Annotated in this window: 14 protein-coding genes; 4 read left to right on the top strand and 10 right to left on the bottom strand. The window is 58.6% G+C overall.

Features of this window, described 5'->3' with window-relative positions; all coding sequences use genetic code 11:
• Positions 1 to 130: 130 nt before the first annotated feature.
• The 3 genes from ACSOSP_RS32975 to ACSOSP_RS32965 all read left to right on the top strand — a co-directional run bounded on the left by ACSOSP_RS32975 (position 131) and on the right by ACSOSP_RS32965 (position 2,284).
• Complete coding sequence (locus tag ACSOSP_RS32975) at positions 131 to 775, top strand: TetR/AcrR family transcriptional regulator (protein WP_455314858.1); 645 nt, start codon at positions 131 to 133, stop codon at positions 773 to 775.
• Positions 776 to 816: 41 nt separating this feature from the next.
• The gene (locus ACSOSP_RS32970; protein ID WP_455314857.1) at positions 817 to 987 is read left to right on the top strand and encodes a hypothetical protein; all 171 of its coding nucleotides are present in this window, start codon (positions 817 to 819) and stop codon (positions 985 to 987) included.
• A 562-nt stretch (positions 988 to 1,549) separates the two neighbouring features.
• Positions 1,550 to 2,284, top strand: coding sequence for a TetR/AcrR family transcriptional regulator (locus ACSOSP_RS32965; protein WP_455314856.1), 735 nt, complete (start codon positions 1,550 to 1,552; stop codon positions 2,282 to 2,284).
• A 280-nt stretch (positions 2,285 to 2,564) separates the two neighbouring features.
• Here the strand turns inward: ACSOSP_RS32965 and ACSOSP_RS32960 are convergent, their stop codons facing one another.
• From ACSOSP_RS32960 to ACSOSP_RS32925, 8 genes are all read right to left on the bottom strand, one after another.
• A complete protein-coding gene (locus tag ACSOSP_RS32960) occupies positions 2,565 to 3,788 on the bottom strand; it encodes a citrate/2-methylcitrate synthase (protein WP_455314855.1) in 1,224 nt (407 codons plus the stop codon).
• Positions 3,789 to 3,965: 177 nt separating this feature from the next.
• Positions 3,966 to 4,949, bottom strand: a complete 984-nt coding sequence (locus ACSOSP_RS32955) for a LysR family transcriptional regulator (protein ID WP_455314854.1) — start codon at positions 4,947 to 4,949, stop codon at positions 3,966 to 3,968.
• Positions 4,950 to 5,186: 237 nt separating this feature from the next.
• On the bottom strand, positions 5,187 to 6,119 hold the full coding sequence (locus ACSOSP_RS32950; RefSeq protein ID WP_455314853.1) for a 2-hydroxyacid dehydrogenase: 933 nt from the start codon (positions 6,117 to 6,119) through the stop codon (positions 5,187 to 5,189).
• Between the two features lie 78 nt (positions 6,120 to 6,197).
• Positions 6,198 to 7,397, bottom strand: a complete 1,200-nt coding sequence (locus tag ACSOSP_RS32945) for a mandelate racemase/muconate lactonizing enzyme family protein (protein WP_455314852.1) — start codon at positions 7,395 to 7,397, stop codon at positions 6,198 to 6,200.
• 56 nt (positions 7,398 to 7,453) lie between these two features.
• Positions 7,454 to 8,845, bottom strand: a complete 1,392-nt coding sequence (locus ACSOSP_RS32940) for an MFS transporter (protein WP_455314851.1) — start codon at positions 8,843 to 8,845, stop codon at positions 7,454 to 7,456.
• A 28-nt stretch (positions 8,846 to 8,873) separates the two neighbouring features.
• Positions 8,874 to 9,584 (bottom strand): RraA family protein, encoded by a 711-nt coding sequence (locus tag ACSOSP_RS32935; RefSeq protein ID WP_455314850.1) that lies wholly within the window; start codon positions 9,582 to 9,584, stop codon positions 8,874 to 8,876.
• 90 nt (positions 9,585 to 9,674) lie between these two features.
• Positions 9,675 to 11,225: an amidase gene (locus ACSOSP_RS32930; RefSeq protein ID WP_455314849.1), complete on the bottom strand. Its 1,551-nt coding sequence runs from the start codon at positions 11,223 to 11,225 to the stop codon at positions 9,675 to 9,677.
• A gap of 458 nt (positions 11,226 to 11,683) precedes the next feature.
• A complete protein-coding gene (locus tag ACSOSP_RS32925) occupies positions 11,684 to 12,886 on the bottom strand; it encodes a porin (protein WP_455314848.1) in 1,203 nt (400 codons plus the stop codon).
• 646 nt (positions 12,887 to 13,532) lie between these two features.
• Here ACSOSP_RS32925 and ACSOSP_RS32920 point away from each other — a divergent pair.
• On the top strand, positions 13,533 to 13,880 hold the full coding sequence (locus tag ACSOSP_RS32920) for a TIGR03118 family protein (RefSeq protein ID WP_455314847.1): 348 nt from the start codon (positions 13,533 to 13,535) through the stop codon (positions 13,878 to 13,880).
• A 331-nt stretch (positions 13,881 to 14,211) separates the two neighbouring features.
• Here ACSOSP_RS32920 and ACSOSP_RS32915 read toward each other — a convergent pair whose 3' ends face one another.
• Positions 14,212 to 14,823 (bottom strand): TetR/AcrR family transcriptional regulator, encoded by a 612-nt coding sequence (locus tag ACSOSP_RS32915; protein ID WP_455314846.1) that lies wholly within the window; start codon positions 14,821 to 14,823, stop codon positions 14,212 to 14,214.
• A 198-nt stretch (positions 14,824 to 15,021) separates the two neighbouring features.
• Positions 15,022 to 15,504 carry a VOC family protein gene (locus tag ACSOSP_RS32910; protein WP_455314845.1) on the bottom strand — a complete coding sequence of 161 codons (483 nt, stop codon included), beginning with the start codon at positions 15,502 to 15,504 and terminating at the stop codon, positions 15,022 to 15,024.
• Between the last annotated feature and the right edge of the window lie 213 nt (positions 15,505 to 15,717).

The following is a 15,717-nucleotide window of genomic DNA, read 5'->3' as shown; positions in this document are numbered from 1 at the left end:
TGCTTGCACACACCTCTCGTTTGGCGCGCGTAGCTGTTCCTCGTCGATTTGCCGAGCAGCGGCGCGCCCAAATACTGGTTGAAGCTGCGCAGTTTTTTCCGAGCATGGATTCGCTGGTTCGACACGGGAGTTGGCAAGGCAGGTCGGCGTGTCTCAGCCGTTGCTGTTCCGGTATTTCGAGTCCAAGGAAGATCTGTTTGACGCGGTCGTCGACAGTGTCTTTTCAGGTCAGTGGCGCGATGAATGGTCGAACCTGATCTACGACCGTTCCCGTTCGTTGCGCGAGCGCCTGTTGGCCTTTTACGATGTTTATCTGCCAGTGGTTTTCAACAGGCAATGGATGCGCCTGTACGTATTTGCGGGTCTTTCGGATATTCGTATCAACACGCGTTACTTCCGGATCATAGAACAACGGTTCTTGCGACCGCTTTGTGTCGAAGTGCGGGCGGAATTCGGCATGATCGAGCCTGACTCATTTCCGATTACCGACGACGAACTTGACTACATCTGGGCATTCCACGGCGGCATCTTCTATCACGGTATCCGACAATATGCGTTCGGGAGCGAGAGACCGGGGGCCACCGTATTGGGAAAGGATCTGCTGCGTGTCCTGGTCGATGCGTTCGTCGAAACAGCGCCTCGGGTGGCGGCTTCCTTTCTTGAGGCAATGGGCTGCGAGGTGCCGTCGACCAGCGGCGGCAAGCGACATCTACGTGCTGGCGGCAAAGCAGGCGGATCTTCGAGCACGGGCCTCCTGATACGCGTTGAAACGTGACCGTTCTCCAGGGCATCGCGGGTGTAGGGGAAATGGCACGCTTGAACAAGCAAAAAGGGCAGGAGGCGGCGGTGATCTTTAAGTGGGCCGTAGTGCGTGGTCTATGGGGACGGATTTCTGCAGGATCGCGCCGCTGGATTGACGAGTCGATCCGCCTGCGAGGCCAGGCGGAGACGGTCTATTTTATCGATGACGGAGACGGGAAACGGTAATCTGCGGCCGATGAACGTAGGCCGTTTTGATTGGGCACAGAGTTGGTACTGTGCTGACCCGTAGGGCCTATGGACTTGTTAATGCTGCCAACGGGATCGGGAAAATATTGGGCCTCTGTTGCCTTGCTTTGGTGGTGGGTTTCAGTAAGGTCCTGTCGAATCAGGCTAGCGTCGCAGGGATCCTTCCGACGTTTTTATTCCTGGCGGCTTGCGGGTTGGTAATCGGTGTCTGTCTGGATACTGCGTAGCGGAGGGCGGGAGTAGCCGTCCCGCTGCGCCGCGACGACGGCTGCGTATGACAAGGGGTCGTCCAAACCGGGCCTGCTATGCACATTGTCGATATAATACATAAGGGCCCGGTATCGACGGCGCAGCACATGTGAGCTACAAAGGTTTCAATGCAGTGGCTTGGCCGCCATGAACTGGCAGCGTAATCTGGGCTACGGCCAATAGTTTTGAAAACGCACTCGCGCCTGCCCTAAGACGTCGGCAGCCTGTTACTTCGTCGGCAACGTAGCAGGTGGCCATAGCCCAAGACCCGAGTCACGGGACGGTGCGAAACATGGCAACGACTTTCGAGAGGACGCAAGGTAACGTGAACGGCAGAGCGAAATCGACCCGCGCCAGCGCTGTTGTCTCTGCGGTGCCAGAAAAGCGGCGCCGGCAATCGCCAGACGAGAGGCGGGCGCAGATAATCCGGGAGAGCATCAATTTCTTTTCCGAACATGGCTTTGCTGGTTCGACCCATGACCTGGCGAAACAGATTGGCGTCACCCAGCCGCTCATGTTTCGTTACTTCGAATCGAAAGATGATCTGATTGACGCAGTGTTCAACGCCGTGTTCACCCAGCGTTGGGACAGTCAGTGGCCCAAACTGATCCGTGACCGGTCACTTCCGCTTCGGGAACGGCTTGTCCGGTTTTATAACTCCTACCTGAAGGTGGTCTTCAATCGCGATTGGATGAGACTTTATGTCTTCGCGGGGCTTTCGGGTGTGGAAATCAATCGGCGGTATTTCCGTATCCTTGAGCAGCGCATTCTGATGCCTCTGTGCGAGGAATTACGCGCCGAGTACAGGATGGCGTCTGCAGTCGAGATCCCCATTTCGGAAGACGAACTTGACTATGTATGGTCCTTTCATGGCGGGATTTTCTATCACGGGATCAGGCGTTGCGCCTTCGGCACATCAACGGATCATGAGCTAAGCCAAACGGTTCTCGATGTGACGATTGACGCCTTCATCGACGCGGCTCCGCACGCGATCGCCCGGTTTATCGCCCAGACCCATCGCCCCTGACATTTCCCGCAACCAGACAGTTGCCGCTGCTCAGCGTCGTTGGGCACTTCACGCTGTGTAACGAGGCTAGCTCCATTTCTTGACTGTCTCGTTGCGCAACTGGTTCCCAGCCCGATGTCTCGCATCCGCACGGTAACTCGCCTTCTCATCAAGCGTACTCCACTCGGCGCCAGCAATGAGAGCGCTTATGGCAGTTCGCGTCGGCGATAATCGCGGCAGCTAATGACGCTGGTCGATGGGCGGCAACGCGAGTATTTATGCAAAGCCGGTGCCCGCTTGTTCACGTTGACCGGCTTCGTTTGGACGAATGGCCCTGTGCCGATGACGGCGCAGGCGCTGTGCCGACATACGCTGCGCGTGGCCGGATCAGATCGCTCATCGTGCGCTGCTCCAGCGCGTGGGCGATCCAGCCAACCGAGCGGCCCAGCGCGAACAGACCGAAAGCGGCACCAATTGGCAACTTCAGATGCCGCCGCAGAGCGACCAGCGCGAAATCGACCGATGGACGAGCGCCGACCAATTCAGCGCCTTCGTCGACAAATGCCTGCCACGGCAGGTGGTGCGGCAGTACACGCGCGAGCAGCGCGGCCGCGCGCGGGTCACCGGTCGGGTAAATATGGTGCCCAAAGCCCGGGAGATCTTCGCCGCGAGCGAGGCGCTCGTGCAGTTTCGCAGCCGGCTGGGTCTCGCCGAGTTCCTCCCAGAGGGCTTCGCCTCGTGCGGTGGTGGCGCCGTGGCGACTGCCCGTCAACGCCGCCAGGCCGGCGATCACGGCCGCGCGCAGACTCGCGCCGGTGGATGCGACGCAGCGTGCGGTGAAACACGATGTGTTCAATTCATGATCTGCGCAAAGTACCAGTGCCATCCGAATTAACTCCGCACCGTCGGCATCGAGCTTCCATTTCTTCGCGCACTGTTTGTGAATTGGCTCCTTGCCCGGCTTTGAATCAAGCATGCAAGCGGCCAGCAACCGGACGAGTGTGCCGCAGCCCTCGGCGATGCGTTCCGGAGAACGTTGCCACGCGGCAGTGCCGGTATCGTCGCTCGCTACCGTGAAGTCGCGCAGCATGCTTTGTTCGCAGCGCTCGGCCGGCAGTGTGGCGAGCGCTGCCTGACGGGCAGGATCGAGCGGCTGAACATCGCCAAACGCGACTTCCTTCGGCATCTGCCAGAGATGTGCAGCGACGTCCTCGAGGGACATCGTCTCCGCGAGCACGGTGGCGTCGAGCCCGCGGTAATACAGGCGTTGATCGCGGATCAGCGTGATCGATGACTCGAGCACCGGGAGGCCCCAGTCGAGGGTGGCCTTGGCGATATCTTTTGACTTTCTGCCGCGGCGGCGATTGACCGCGAGACGTTCGACCTCGCTTTCCAGATAACGGCTTTCGCGCGAAGTGTCGCCTGGCAACGATTGCAGCACGCCACGGCTCACATAGGCGTACAGCGTCTGACGCGAAATGCCGAGCCGAGCCGCGGTTTCGGCGGTGGTAAGATAACTTGACATGATGGAAGAAGAGAGCGGGAACAATGTTGATTATCAACATTACTGACTGAAAATCAATATGTCGATTTGCTGCCGCCACCTATCTAACCAACCGCTGCAAGCGGGTAGTACTCACGTCAGGACTCCATCCCCGCGTCTCCACATAGGGGCGACCTGCCGCTTCCTCAACGCTGGCGTCTAGACGTCAGCGTTCGTCGCGTCGATTTCGTTTGCTCCTTGTTCCATACCGCTATTGCGCCGCGTCTGTTCGGGGACTGCACTGAGTGACACTATAAAATCGAGAAATGCGCGGACCTTGGCCGGGACGAAGTGTCTGGAAGGGTGGAGGGCGTAAAGTGGGAAGCGGGCGTCGGACCAGTCCGGAAACAATTCGACCAGCCTGCCATTGGTGAGTAACTGATCCACACCAAGCTCCATCACCTGAGCAATGGCATGACCGGCCAGGCAGACGCTGTGCATGGTGCCGACATCATTGACGATGAGTCGCCCGGCTACTTCGACAATGAGCTTTTTGCGGCCACGGTTAAACACCCATTCGAAAGGGCGTCCTGTTTCGGGATCTTTGAACCTGATGCACTGGTGGATATCGTCCTCAAGTTCAGAGGGCTCCTCAGGTCTTCCCTTACGCTTAAGATAGGCTGGCGCGGCGACTGTCAGAATTCGTGTATCGAGAAGTTTTCGCGCCACAAGACTGGAAGCCCGCGGTTCACCAAATCTGACAGCCAGATCGAACCCGTCGGCGATCATATCGCCGAGCTGGTCCCTGGTGATCAGTTCGAGCAGAAGCTCCGGATATTGATCGATAAACGCGTCCAGTCTTGGAGCAAGCAGAAGCCGGGAAAAGAAAGGATCAACGTTTACTCTTAGCCGGCCGCGAACGGCTGTCGCACCTTGTGTAGCAGACGTCACCGCCTCTTCCAATGCCGCGAGTAGCGGCATGACCTGATCGTGAAGACGGTGACCCTCATCCGTCAGTGTGACTGAGCGCGTTGTTCGGTCCAAAAGGCGAACACCCAGGCGCGTTTCGAGTCGCGCTATGCAACGGCTGACGCCAGATTGCGACATGTCGAGCATATCGCCGGCTCGCGCGAAGCTGCCGGTATTCACGATGGCTGACAACACACCCATGCCATTCAGAATTCGTTCGTCGAAGCCAGCCATCGATGTCCTCTCGCGGTCAACGAAATCACCCATGCATGCACGATGCCCTGCCCAGACTCAGTGAGATGGCGGGCGCCATCGTGATGGACCTACGCGGACAAGTTTCGCCGCCTACTGCTTCGCTTCGACCAGATCAGTCAACTGCACTACGCGGTGAGGATGCTCGCCTACACGCTGATCAACTTGAGGCGCCGCGGTAGTTATACGACTACCTCGTTGGCTCCGGTCGGCGCCGGCTCAAATCGGCGTCAACACCGGCTCGCCGGCAAAATGCCTGGTGGCATTGCTCAGGAAGTTATTGACTGAGGCGATAATCGCCTCCGGCGAGCGGCCGGCCACATGCGGTGTCAACACCACGTTACGCAGGCTTAGCAATGCCTCGCACGGATGCGGTTCGCCTTCATAGACATCGAGCGCGGCGCCCGCAATCGTCCCCGCGGTGAGCGCCTGCACAAGCGCAGCGGTATCAACGACGCTGCCGCGCGAAACGTTAACCAGGAAGCCGTGCGGACCAAGTGATTCGAGCGCCTGTGCGCCGATCAGATGACGTGTGCCTGTGCCGCCGGGCGTCGTCACTATCAGAAAGTCGCTCCACTGCGCGAGCTCCGCCACGCTGTCGACGTAACGCAGCGGTGATCCTTCGCAATGCTTACGATTGTGATAACTGATCTCCATATCGAAGCCGGCGCCGCGACGCGCGACCTTCTCGCCGATATTGCCAAGGCCGACGATGCCAAGGCGCTTGCCGGAAACGTCCGGACGCAGCGGTAATGTGTCGCGCAAGACCCCGCGGCGCGTGGCCTGATCGAGTTGCGCAACGTCGCGCACCACCGCGAGCAGCAACGCAAATGCATGATCAGCAACGCATTGGTCGTTGGTGCCCACACCGTTGGCGAGCACGATGCCGCGCGAGCGGGCATGTTCGACAGCAATATTTTCGTAACCGGCGCCCATCGCGCAGACCAGTTCGAGTCGTGGCATCTGGTCGATTTCGACGACGTTCAGACCGTTCGTGCCGTTGGTCAATACCGCACGGATATCCGCGCCGTGGGCGGCGAGCGCAGCGGGCCGTTTGATGGAGTCAGGGGCGTAGACGACATCGAACTCGGCTTCAATCCGGGCGCGGCTTGAGTCGTTCAAATGGATCAGGACCAGCAGGCGTGGTTTCATGGCGGTACGTATATTAAGGGCGTTGTCGGACGGAAGCGACGACACACGGCTGTGTATCTTCAGTTCCCGGCTCCTTACCTACGCAAAGCTGGGGTCCGCAAGCGACAGTGGAACAGGAGCAAGCGGGTGGCGTGCTGCAAGCTCAGCGTCGACCGAAAAACCAAGGCCTGGCGCGTCGCCGACTTCGAAACAACCGTCTGCGGAAATTGGACCGTTGCCGACAATCAATGACTCGAAGAGGGGTGACTCCGAGAATTGATGTTCAACGGGCTGATCAAGTCCAAGCGCGAGACAGGCATGCAACGTATGTGCGTGCGCGACCGGACCGGTTGGATTGTGCAGCGACACGACGACACCTTCTTCCTGCGCCATACGGACGATCTGTGCAAGTTCGCCATACCCGCCGCAATACTTGATGTCGGGCATCACGACATCGTAAAGGCGCTTGCGAATGAAGCGGGCGTAGCCACTGGCGCACACTCCGTTTTCTGCGCCGGCGAGCAGCATTCCATGCGCATTCGCATGCTTGTGCAGCCGCGCTATACCGTCGTCCCACAATTCGTTCTCGGGTACCGGGCACTCGAGCCAGTGCAAGCGCGAGCGAGCGACGCGTTCGATGAAGGCCATTGCGCCCGCTTCGTCCAGTCGCCAGTGACAGTCGACCATCAACTGGATTTCATCGCCGATCGCGGCGCGTACTGCTTCGATGCGCATCAGTGTGCGTTCGATTTCTTCCAGTCCGTGCGGACTTGAGGCGGTCGCGGGCAAGATCGAGTCGAACGGCATGATCTTGACGCCTCGATAGCCGGCCTCAACGGCGCGAAGCGCCGCTTGCGCGAAGCCCTCTGGCGTGCGCTCGCGAATGCTGCGATTAACGGTCGCGTAGCCGCGCAGCGGCTGCCTGGTATGGCCGCCGAGCACGTTGAAAATTGGCGCTCCCACTTCCTGCGCTAGCAGGTCGGTCGCCGCCTGATCGAGTGCAGACAGCAGAGCGTTGCCGACACGTCCGCTTGGCAAAGACGGACGCGCTGCAAAATCGCCGAAGACTTGCAGGAGCGTTTTGCCGATCAGTGATGGCCTTAGATCTTCGAGCGTCGCGTTGAGCAAGCGCTCATGTGCACGCAGCGTGAGTTCTGCCCAACCAGTTCGTCCATCGTCGCTTCGCAGCACGAGGAAAGACCAGTTGGAGCGGGGTGCGACGGCGACAGACAAAAGATTGGCCTCAGCGATGCGGATGCGGCCTGCATGATCGCCGCCGGCCCTGTCGTGATGAAACATGGTGTTCTCCTTAGATAAAATTCGTCACCTGGCATCGCCGGATGAAAGGGGATGCGTTAGTGTCCGTGGCGCACCTCACGCGGCGACCTGAGGATGAACCGCATTCGATAACCCAGCACCGTGACGACGACGGCAGCGAGCGCAACCACCCCGGCCAGGAACAGAAGCGAGATATCGAACGAACCGGTGAGATCGCGTATCGCGCCGATCGCGTAGGGGCCGAAAAATCCGCCGACACTACCGACTGAATTGATCAGTGCCAGCCCCGCTGCGCCAGCCGTGCCAGACAGCAGGGCCGACGGGATGTACCAGACGTTCGGGATGGTCGCCGCGACTCCGGCGCTGCCGATCATGAGCCCAATAAGGCGCATCAGATCGGAACTCGAACACGCGGCCAGCACGAAGCCCGCTGCGGCGATCAGGAACGGCACTGCGACATGCGCGACGCGTTTATTTGTTCGGTCGGCGTTCCAGCCGCTGAACAGAATCGCGGTACAGGCGGCTAACGACGGCAACGCCGCGACGAGGCCGACCTCGATCGTTGTCATATGATGGTTGAATGCATTGATGAACTGTGGCATCCAGATTGCGGGGCCATTCGAACCCACGATCAGGCACAACTCGATCAGGCACATCGCCCATATCCGTTTATCGCTGACGAGCCGTGCAAACGAATATTGGCCGCCAGAGCGCGTATCGGCGAGTTGCTGCGTGCGTCGTTCGGTATGCATCAACTCGACCAGACATGCACGTTCGTTATCGTCAAGGAATTTGGCATCTTCCGGACGGCTCGGCAGGAAGCAATAAAATACGAATCCCATGATGACCGCAGGGGCGCCTTCAATGATGAACATCCACTGCCAGTTTTTCAGGCCGGCGAAGTCCTGGAAGTGATGCAGGATCAGCGCCGACAGGGGCGAGCCAACCACCGATGCGAGCGGAACCGCGACCGACAGCAACGAGTACACGCGCGCCCGATAGGAGCGCGGAAACCAGAGCGTCAGATAGAACAGCATGCCGGGGAAGAAGCCGGCTTCCGCTATGCCAAGCAGTATCCGCAGCGCATAGAAGCTGCGGTGATCCCAGGCGAGCGCCATGCAGGCCGACACGATGCCCCAGGTGACGAGAATCCGCGGGATCCAGCGCCGTGCGCCAAGGCGGGCTAGCAACAGGTTGCTGGGTACTTCGAAGATCACGTAGCCGACAAAGAACATCCCGGCCCCGAAGCCGAATTGCGCGTTGGTCAGGTGCAGGTCGACATTCATGTCGAGCGACGCGATGCCGATGTTGACGCGGTCGAGAAACGCGGCGAAGTAGCACAGCATCAGGATCGGCAACATGCGTCGCCGGACTTTCGCGAGTACCGCGATCTGTGCCGTGGTTAAACGAAGCGGAGAATTGACGTCCGCGGGTGGATCGTCGGCCGAGCGCAACGTTGAGGGATTCATGAGAGGATCTCCTTGATGGGCGTGACGCTCAGATCGGACAGCCTTGGGCGCGCAGAATTGCGTTAAAGCGCTCTGGATCGGACTGGCGGTTTGCGTTAGCTTCGCGGATCTTTGCTTCGCGTTGTTCATGCGCGAGGACGCGTGGTAACAACGCATCCAGCTGCTCGATCGGAACAGAAATCACGCCATCGGCATCGCCAATGACAAGATCGCCGGGCGATACCGTCATTCCTGCGCATGCGATCGGCACGTTAATTTCCCCGGGCCCGTTTTTGCTCGGTCCGCGATGGGTATGCCCCTTCGCGAAGACCGGCAACCGGTCATCGCCCCATTCGACGACATCGCGCAACGCGCCATCGAGCACGATGCCGCTCAACTGTGCGGCCAACGCCGTGGTGCGCATCAGTCCACCGATCACCGCTTGCGAAAGGTCGCCGCCACCGTCAATCACGAGCACGTCGCCGGCTCTCGCAAGTTCGAGTGCCTTGTGGATCATCAGATTGTCGCCGGGCCGCACGCGCACCGTGAGCGCGGGACCGCACATCGTCAGGTTCAACGGCTCGTGATACGCCTTCAACCCGGTCGCTCCGAGGCTGCGTCCCAGGCAGTCGCCGATTGTCGCAACTGGCCGACCGAGATATGCGGTGATTTGTGCGACGGTGGGGATGTGTTCGCGCGTGCCGATGAAAAAACCTGGCGGCCAGCCGGCGCGGGAATCTGTGGAATTCTGAGAAGCCATGTGTGAGTCTCCCTATATGGAATTGGCGGGCGTTGTCTTCGCCTTGTACAAGATTTGCATGTGTGCGCTGTCCGGTGTCGGTCCGACGGCTTATGGGTGCGCGAGCGGCGGAGCCCGACGCGCGTCGAGCGTCCTCTCGATTGCCAGGGCCACATTGAGTAACTTCATGTCGTCATACGGCCGGGCGAGCAGGTCGATACCGACCGGCAAACCTTGCGGTGCGTTTGTGGTCGGTTCAGTGAAGCCAGCGGGAAGATCAATGGCCGGTAATCCCAATGCCGACGCGAACACACCGTTGCGTTCGGGGCGCGGCTTGTCGGTCAGCAAAATGGGCGGTCGCTTTTGCGACGGGTAGATGAGCGCATCGAGCTTTTGCGTGTCCATCAGCCCGAGCAGTTTCGTCTTGAAGGCCGCGGTGTAATCCAATGCAGCCAGATAGTCGGGCAGATGCAAAGGATCGCGCCAACTGACAGCGTTCTTCAGGAACTTGCCCATCGTCTCTTCGGGAAATCGGTGTGCATCGTAGTAGTCCAAAGTACTTTCAATACCAGAAACAGGCTTGATCGAAGCAAGATAGGCGTCGAACAGCGGTCGGAATTCGTAATTGCTGACGTTCATGCGTTCGCTTGAGGTCGCTGAGTCGAATTCCGGATCTTCGATCGGAACAAGCTGCGCGCCGGCTGCACGCAGTTTGTCGAGCGCGACTTGCATGATGTCATTGACGGGCGCGCCGTCCGGCTCTGTCGAAAACAGATGTTTGAGCACGCCGAGCCGCACCCCTTTGAGATCGGCCGCGTGCAGGTTCTCCAGTGCAATACGGGTGTGTAGCCCCTCGTTGGCTGTCGTTTGCGGATCACTGGGATCGTGCCCGGACATTTGTTCGAGCATCCGCACGGAGTCTTCGACATGGCGGCAGATCGGACCAACGATATCCATAGAGGAAGATTGCGGGATTACGCCGCTGCGGCTAACGAGACCATGCGTCGAGCGGACCGCGACGACACCCGCCGAGCTTGCCGCGTTGCGTAGCGAATTGACGGTCTCGGTGCCGATCGAGCACGTTGATATCCCAGTCGATGCCGACACGGCCGAGCCGCCGCTCGAACCGGCTGCGAAACGCGTCGTGTCGTAGGGATTGAGCGTTTGGCCGCCGAGCGAACTGATTGTGCTGCCGGCGACCGCCAGTTCATCCAGATTGGTCTTGCCGACGAAGAGTGCACCCGCCGCACGCAACCGGCGCACAGCCTCGGCATCGCTCGCGGGATGATTGTCAGTGAGCAGCACCGAGCCGCCAGTGGTGGGCATGCCAGCGACATCTATGTTGTCCTTCACCGCAACCGTGACACAGTGCAACGGCAAAACTGTGCCGGCGCGACGCAGCTCGTCCAGCTTTTCAGCATCCGACAGCAGGCTTGGGTTGACGGTGATGAAAGCCTTGAGCGTCGGGTCGAGGCGGTGGATTTCGGCCAGCGAACGCTGTGCGATAGCCACGCACGTGAGCGAGCTGTTCGACTGCGCTTGCAGTGTTTGCGAGATCGACATCAAGGGGTCGTTCGCCGAGGCATTGGCGGGGGTCGACATCAACGGTGGCGTGAGCAGCGCGGCAACAGTGCCGAAAGCGGAGAGACTGGAATGGCGCATGATGGTCAACCTGGGTCGATTGTTGGGAGACGGCCGATCTATCTGTTGACAAAATCATATTACGCTGCGAATAAATGTCAATATTGATAATAGTAATCAATATATTAAAGCTAACCATGGTTCGGTCTCGGAGCGACTACTTCAAACTACCCTCGACCCGCGAGAGGGTGGGTCGCGCAGCGGTACGTTAGGTTCGCGGAAAAGCGGGTGACGTGCACGGCGGCCGATGCAAGGAGTATCACTCTTAAGCCAAGCTCATATGACGTAGGGTTAAGTTTCGCTGGCGATTGCAATGGCCGCAGCGTGGCCAAACCGAAGTGCAGAGACAGCGGGTTGTGGGGTGCTCGAATTGCCAGCGCAATTGAAGGGCGGATGGACTACCTGAAGGGATGACGAATTAACGAAGATATGATGGGCCGGCCGCTCGATCGGCCGGTCCCTGCGGCCGGCCCCTATGTTTAGAACCTGTGAGTGATGCCGAAGATGGTGGCGAGCTGGTGATTGTTGGCCGAGTATGAGCTGCCGCTCAGATCGGCAACGGCCTGCTTACCTGTCGAATCGATACCCGAAGCCATCTCGTAGAAGCCAATCGCGTACAGCGTAGTGCGCTTCGACAGCGCGTAGAACGCGCCCAGGTTGAACTGATTGTACTTCGCGCTGCCCAGTCCGTCCGCGCCACTGTTGTGCGTATAAATATATGCGCCTGCTAGCAGCAGCGCCTGGTTCACTTGGTACTTCAGGTTGATTTCGCCCGAGTTAAATGTCGCGGTACCGCCGTTATACTTAGGGGCAGCGATCGCGCCGACCGCGTTTACCGAACCCAGGTTTTGGAATTGCGTATTTGAGTACAGGAGGCCGATGGTTGCCGGACCAAGCACATACGAACCGCCCGCCACGATGATCTGCTGTGAACCCGCCGAAGCGTAGCCGCCGAAGATCTTGTTGTTCATGTTGTCGTTCGCGCCTGTGGCCGAAGAAGACGGCGTCGACGAATTGGCCTGATCGCCGTAGGTCGCGTAATAAGGATCCTTCACGAACGTATAACCGGCACCGAGCTTGAATGGCCCGTTCGAATACGAGAGTGCCGCATCTACTACGGAATTTTGCGAGAAGTTGCCCGCCACGCCGCCCAGGCTGTACAGCACGCCCACTTGCAGGCCGCGGTAGTTCGGGCTCTCGTACTTGATCGAGTTCTGGATACGGTTCGACGTGTTGACGTTGTCGACGTCGCTCGCACGCGAGCCGAAGTTGAGGCCTGCGGCAGCCCAATCGGCACCGGACGCGAACCCGGAGGTCCAGTCACCGCTGACCGAGTATTGACGGCCGGCCGTTAGTGTACCCATCTGGCTGCTACTCAATCCGACGAAAGCTTTGCGACCGAATTCAAGGCCACCCTGGGCAAGCGCCCCCGTGCCCGAGCTGAAGCCATTTTCGAGGTTGAAGATCGCCGACAGACCGCCTCCCAAATCTTCGGTGCCCCTCAAGCCCCAGCGGGAGGAACTTGCTTGCGAGAGCGCGTACTGATGCAAGCCTTTGACGTTGTTGTTGATAAGGATGCCCGCATCGACGAGGCCGTATAGGGTCACGCTATTTTGCGCGTGCACGGCGCCAGCAAACGTGCCAAGTGTCAATACGGCCACCGAGGTCTTTTTCAGTTTCATCTTTATCTCCAATCCATATGAGGAAGGATCTATCGCTCGCATGTCGAACGTGATCAATTGATATGGCTTTTCAGTGAACATATATATAGTAGTACGACATAAAATATGCTGACCAAATAACCTACTTGAAGCAAACGCGACCCAAAGCCGTTGTCGTCATTCCGTCAGGGCTTTAGACGTGAAATCGCACATTAGAGTCCACCTAGGTCGAGCGTCTGACCGCGTTCGACCGATCTCTTGATACGATGATATTGTGTAAAAAATAAATGTAAATATTGATATTTATAATCAATATATGGACCTGCGTCTGCAGCCCTTCGCTGGAGCGGCTACTTCAACCTGGAAACGCATCTACGTCCTGGCCGAAGCCGGACATGGCGTTCGTGGAATGATCCCGCATGCGCGCTGTGTCGAGTATCTTGTGCGGGTGACATGCGCCACCTAAAAATCGTAACGTCGGCGACCCAGGAGGCGGGCTGGTATGTCTTCAGCCATGGGAAAGATTGTTGGTCCGATTGTCGCGGATCGTTGTCGCCATGAAATGCCTCGAATGCGATTCATATTTGCGCTATCAGGAATGAGGGTTATGTTGCGCTAAGGACGCAGCAGCAAAATCCAGGGGCATTTTCCCGAAGTGAAGCGCGATATGAAGAGGACGCCCGCTAGCCGCCGGCAACTTCATCAAGCGTGTTGCGACCGGCGGCGTTTTGAATTCGCCGTGGGGCGTGGCGCTTGCCCGGCGAATTTTGGGGCAGCGAGCAATGGACTGCTAGCGGGAAATTTCGGCGATGGGACGATCAATGTGTTCGACCCGAACACGGGCGCGTTCATTGGCGCCCTCACGCAGACTGATGGAACGATCTTCAAGCAGACGGGACTCCGGGGGATTGCATTTGGAAACAACGTCGATAACCAGCCACTTAACACGCTGTTCTTCGCGGCCGGTCCGACTCCCACCAGTGGTGTATATGGCCGTCTCGATCTAATGCCGTGACCGGTCGCCGCAAGGACGAACACGAATTCCAGGGCGAGGCGACGGCGCAAATGTGGTGATTCGGGCCGAAGCGTTAGCCAGATTTGGAGTCCAGATCATTCCGACTGGAGGCCGTTCTCTGACATCTGGACCAGGGAAGGATATTGCGCAAACCTCGTTCAGGAGCCGCTCACATCATTCTCGGACGATTGTGGCCCGACCGACGTATTCTTGCTCGCCAGGACGGTCCGGCCGCGGTCGTTGGGCATAGTTACAGCGGTGCGATCATTTCGTGAAAACACCCGACGGGTTTCTTGTTCTCAGTCCACCCGATGATATTGTCGATTGCGCTTCACTGGGGGTGTGTCAACCCGGCGGCGAGCGTCTGGTGGAATCCGAAGAGAAAATTGTGTACGTGCGCTTCGATCAGGCGAGTCAGACCGGCCGGCACCTCCATCCGGTATATCCACTGCCGCACGCCCATATAGAAGAAGCTTGAGTGAAAGCCCCAAAACAGCTCAAGATCGATCTCGGTGGGCTCTGGCGGCATCCCCTTGCTCGCCCGTATTTCGCGCAATACCGGCTTGAAGATTCTCTCGTGCAACAGGCCGATATAGCGCTTGTTGAGCGAAGGATCGTCGAGCGCCGCGAACACGAACAACCTGATCCAGTCGTTGCCTAATATGGCGCGCGTGTAGTCCTCCAGATAGATGATCAGCCGTTCATCGAGAGGCCTCGATGCATCTTTCAGCAGCTCTTCCCACTCCGGATTCCAGCGGGAAAAAAAGACTTCGCGATACACGCGCTCAACCAGTTTCTCCTTGCTGCCGAAGTAGTGATAGAGCAGAGGCTGTGTTACGCCGATGTGCTTCGCGAGTTCACGCGTCCCCACGCCGAAGCCGTGCGCCGAAAAGTACTCGACCGCGCGCCGCACGATCTGCGCTTCCCGGTCCGTTGCGAGCATGTGCTTAGCCCTGACCCTTTCCGTTGTGCTGTCCGGAGTCGGTTCCGCGGCCGCAGCCGGGCGCTTGCGGGGCGTTTTGCGCGCAGCTGACGCCTGCGCGGGCCCCGCAAAAGAATTGTTTGGCTTCATTCGGTTGTTAGTTTCCTCGCTGGCTGTATTCAGAGCATCAGCGCATCGCGCGGGCGCAGCCTGAATAGCCTATGAAGCAGGCGGCCTTACGGGCGGTGCTGCGGACAAGTTCATCCTCCCCAGATTATCTCCCAGGATTTCGTCGTCCGGCGAGTAAGGAAACAGTAACTCGATCTTGATCCCGTTCGGGTCCTCAAGAAAGAGCTGGTGCTCGGAGAGTTCCGGGATTACACGTTCCTGGAACGGCAAGCCCAGCACGCCCAGGCGTTTCTGATAATCCGCCAGGCCGATGCAGCGCATCGATATATGGTCAAGCGAGCCGCCGCCTTGCGTCACCGGGCGATCGCCCAGATATGCCGTCATTTCCGCATTGTCAGCTTCGACGTTGGCGATATGGACCATGGGCCGGTCGCCGACGTACATCCACTTGCCAGGGAACCTGAATCCCGGACGCCAGCCTTCTGTCATGCCGATGGCATCGCGGAAGAATGCCGCAGTCTCTTCGACCTTGGCCGTGCGCAGGGTGAAATGGTCAAGCCGCAAGATCGTCATATGATCTCCATAAATTGTTCGATCGATCAATTTTAGATTAGCACCTTAAATCTAAACGTTCAACCTTCGATTGATTCGGGAGCCATGAGCCTGCCGCCGCAGGACATCGATTCATGGAGCGCGCACTGAAAGCCGGAACGCATAGGTGTTTACGCGCATTCACGCAACCCCGCGCCTCAAAATATCGCCGGAATCCTTTTGACTAAAGGCTGT

This window comes from Caballeronia sp. KNU42 (assembly GCF_053760385.1).
This window is presented reverse-complemented; position numbering and strand designations above follow the sequence as displayed.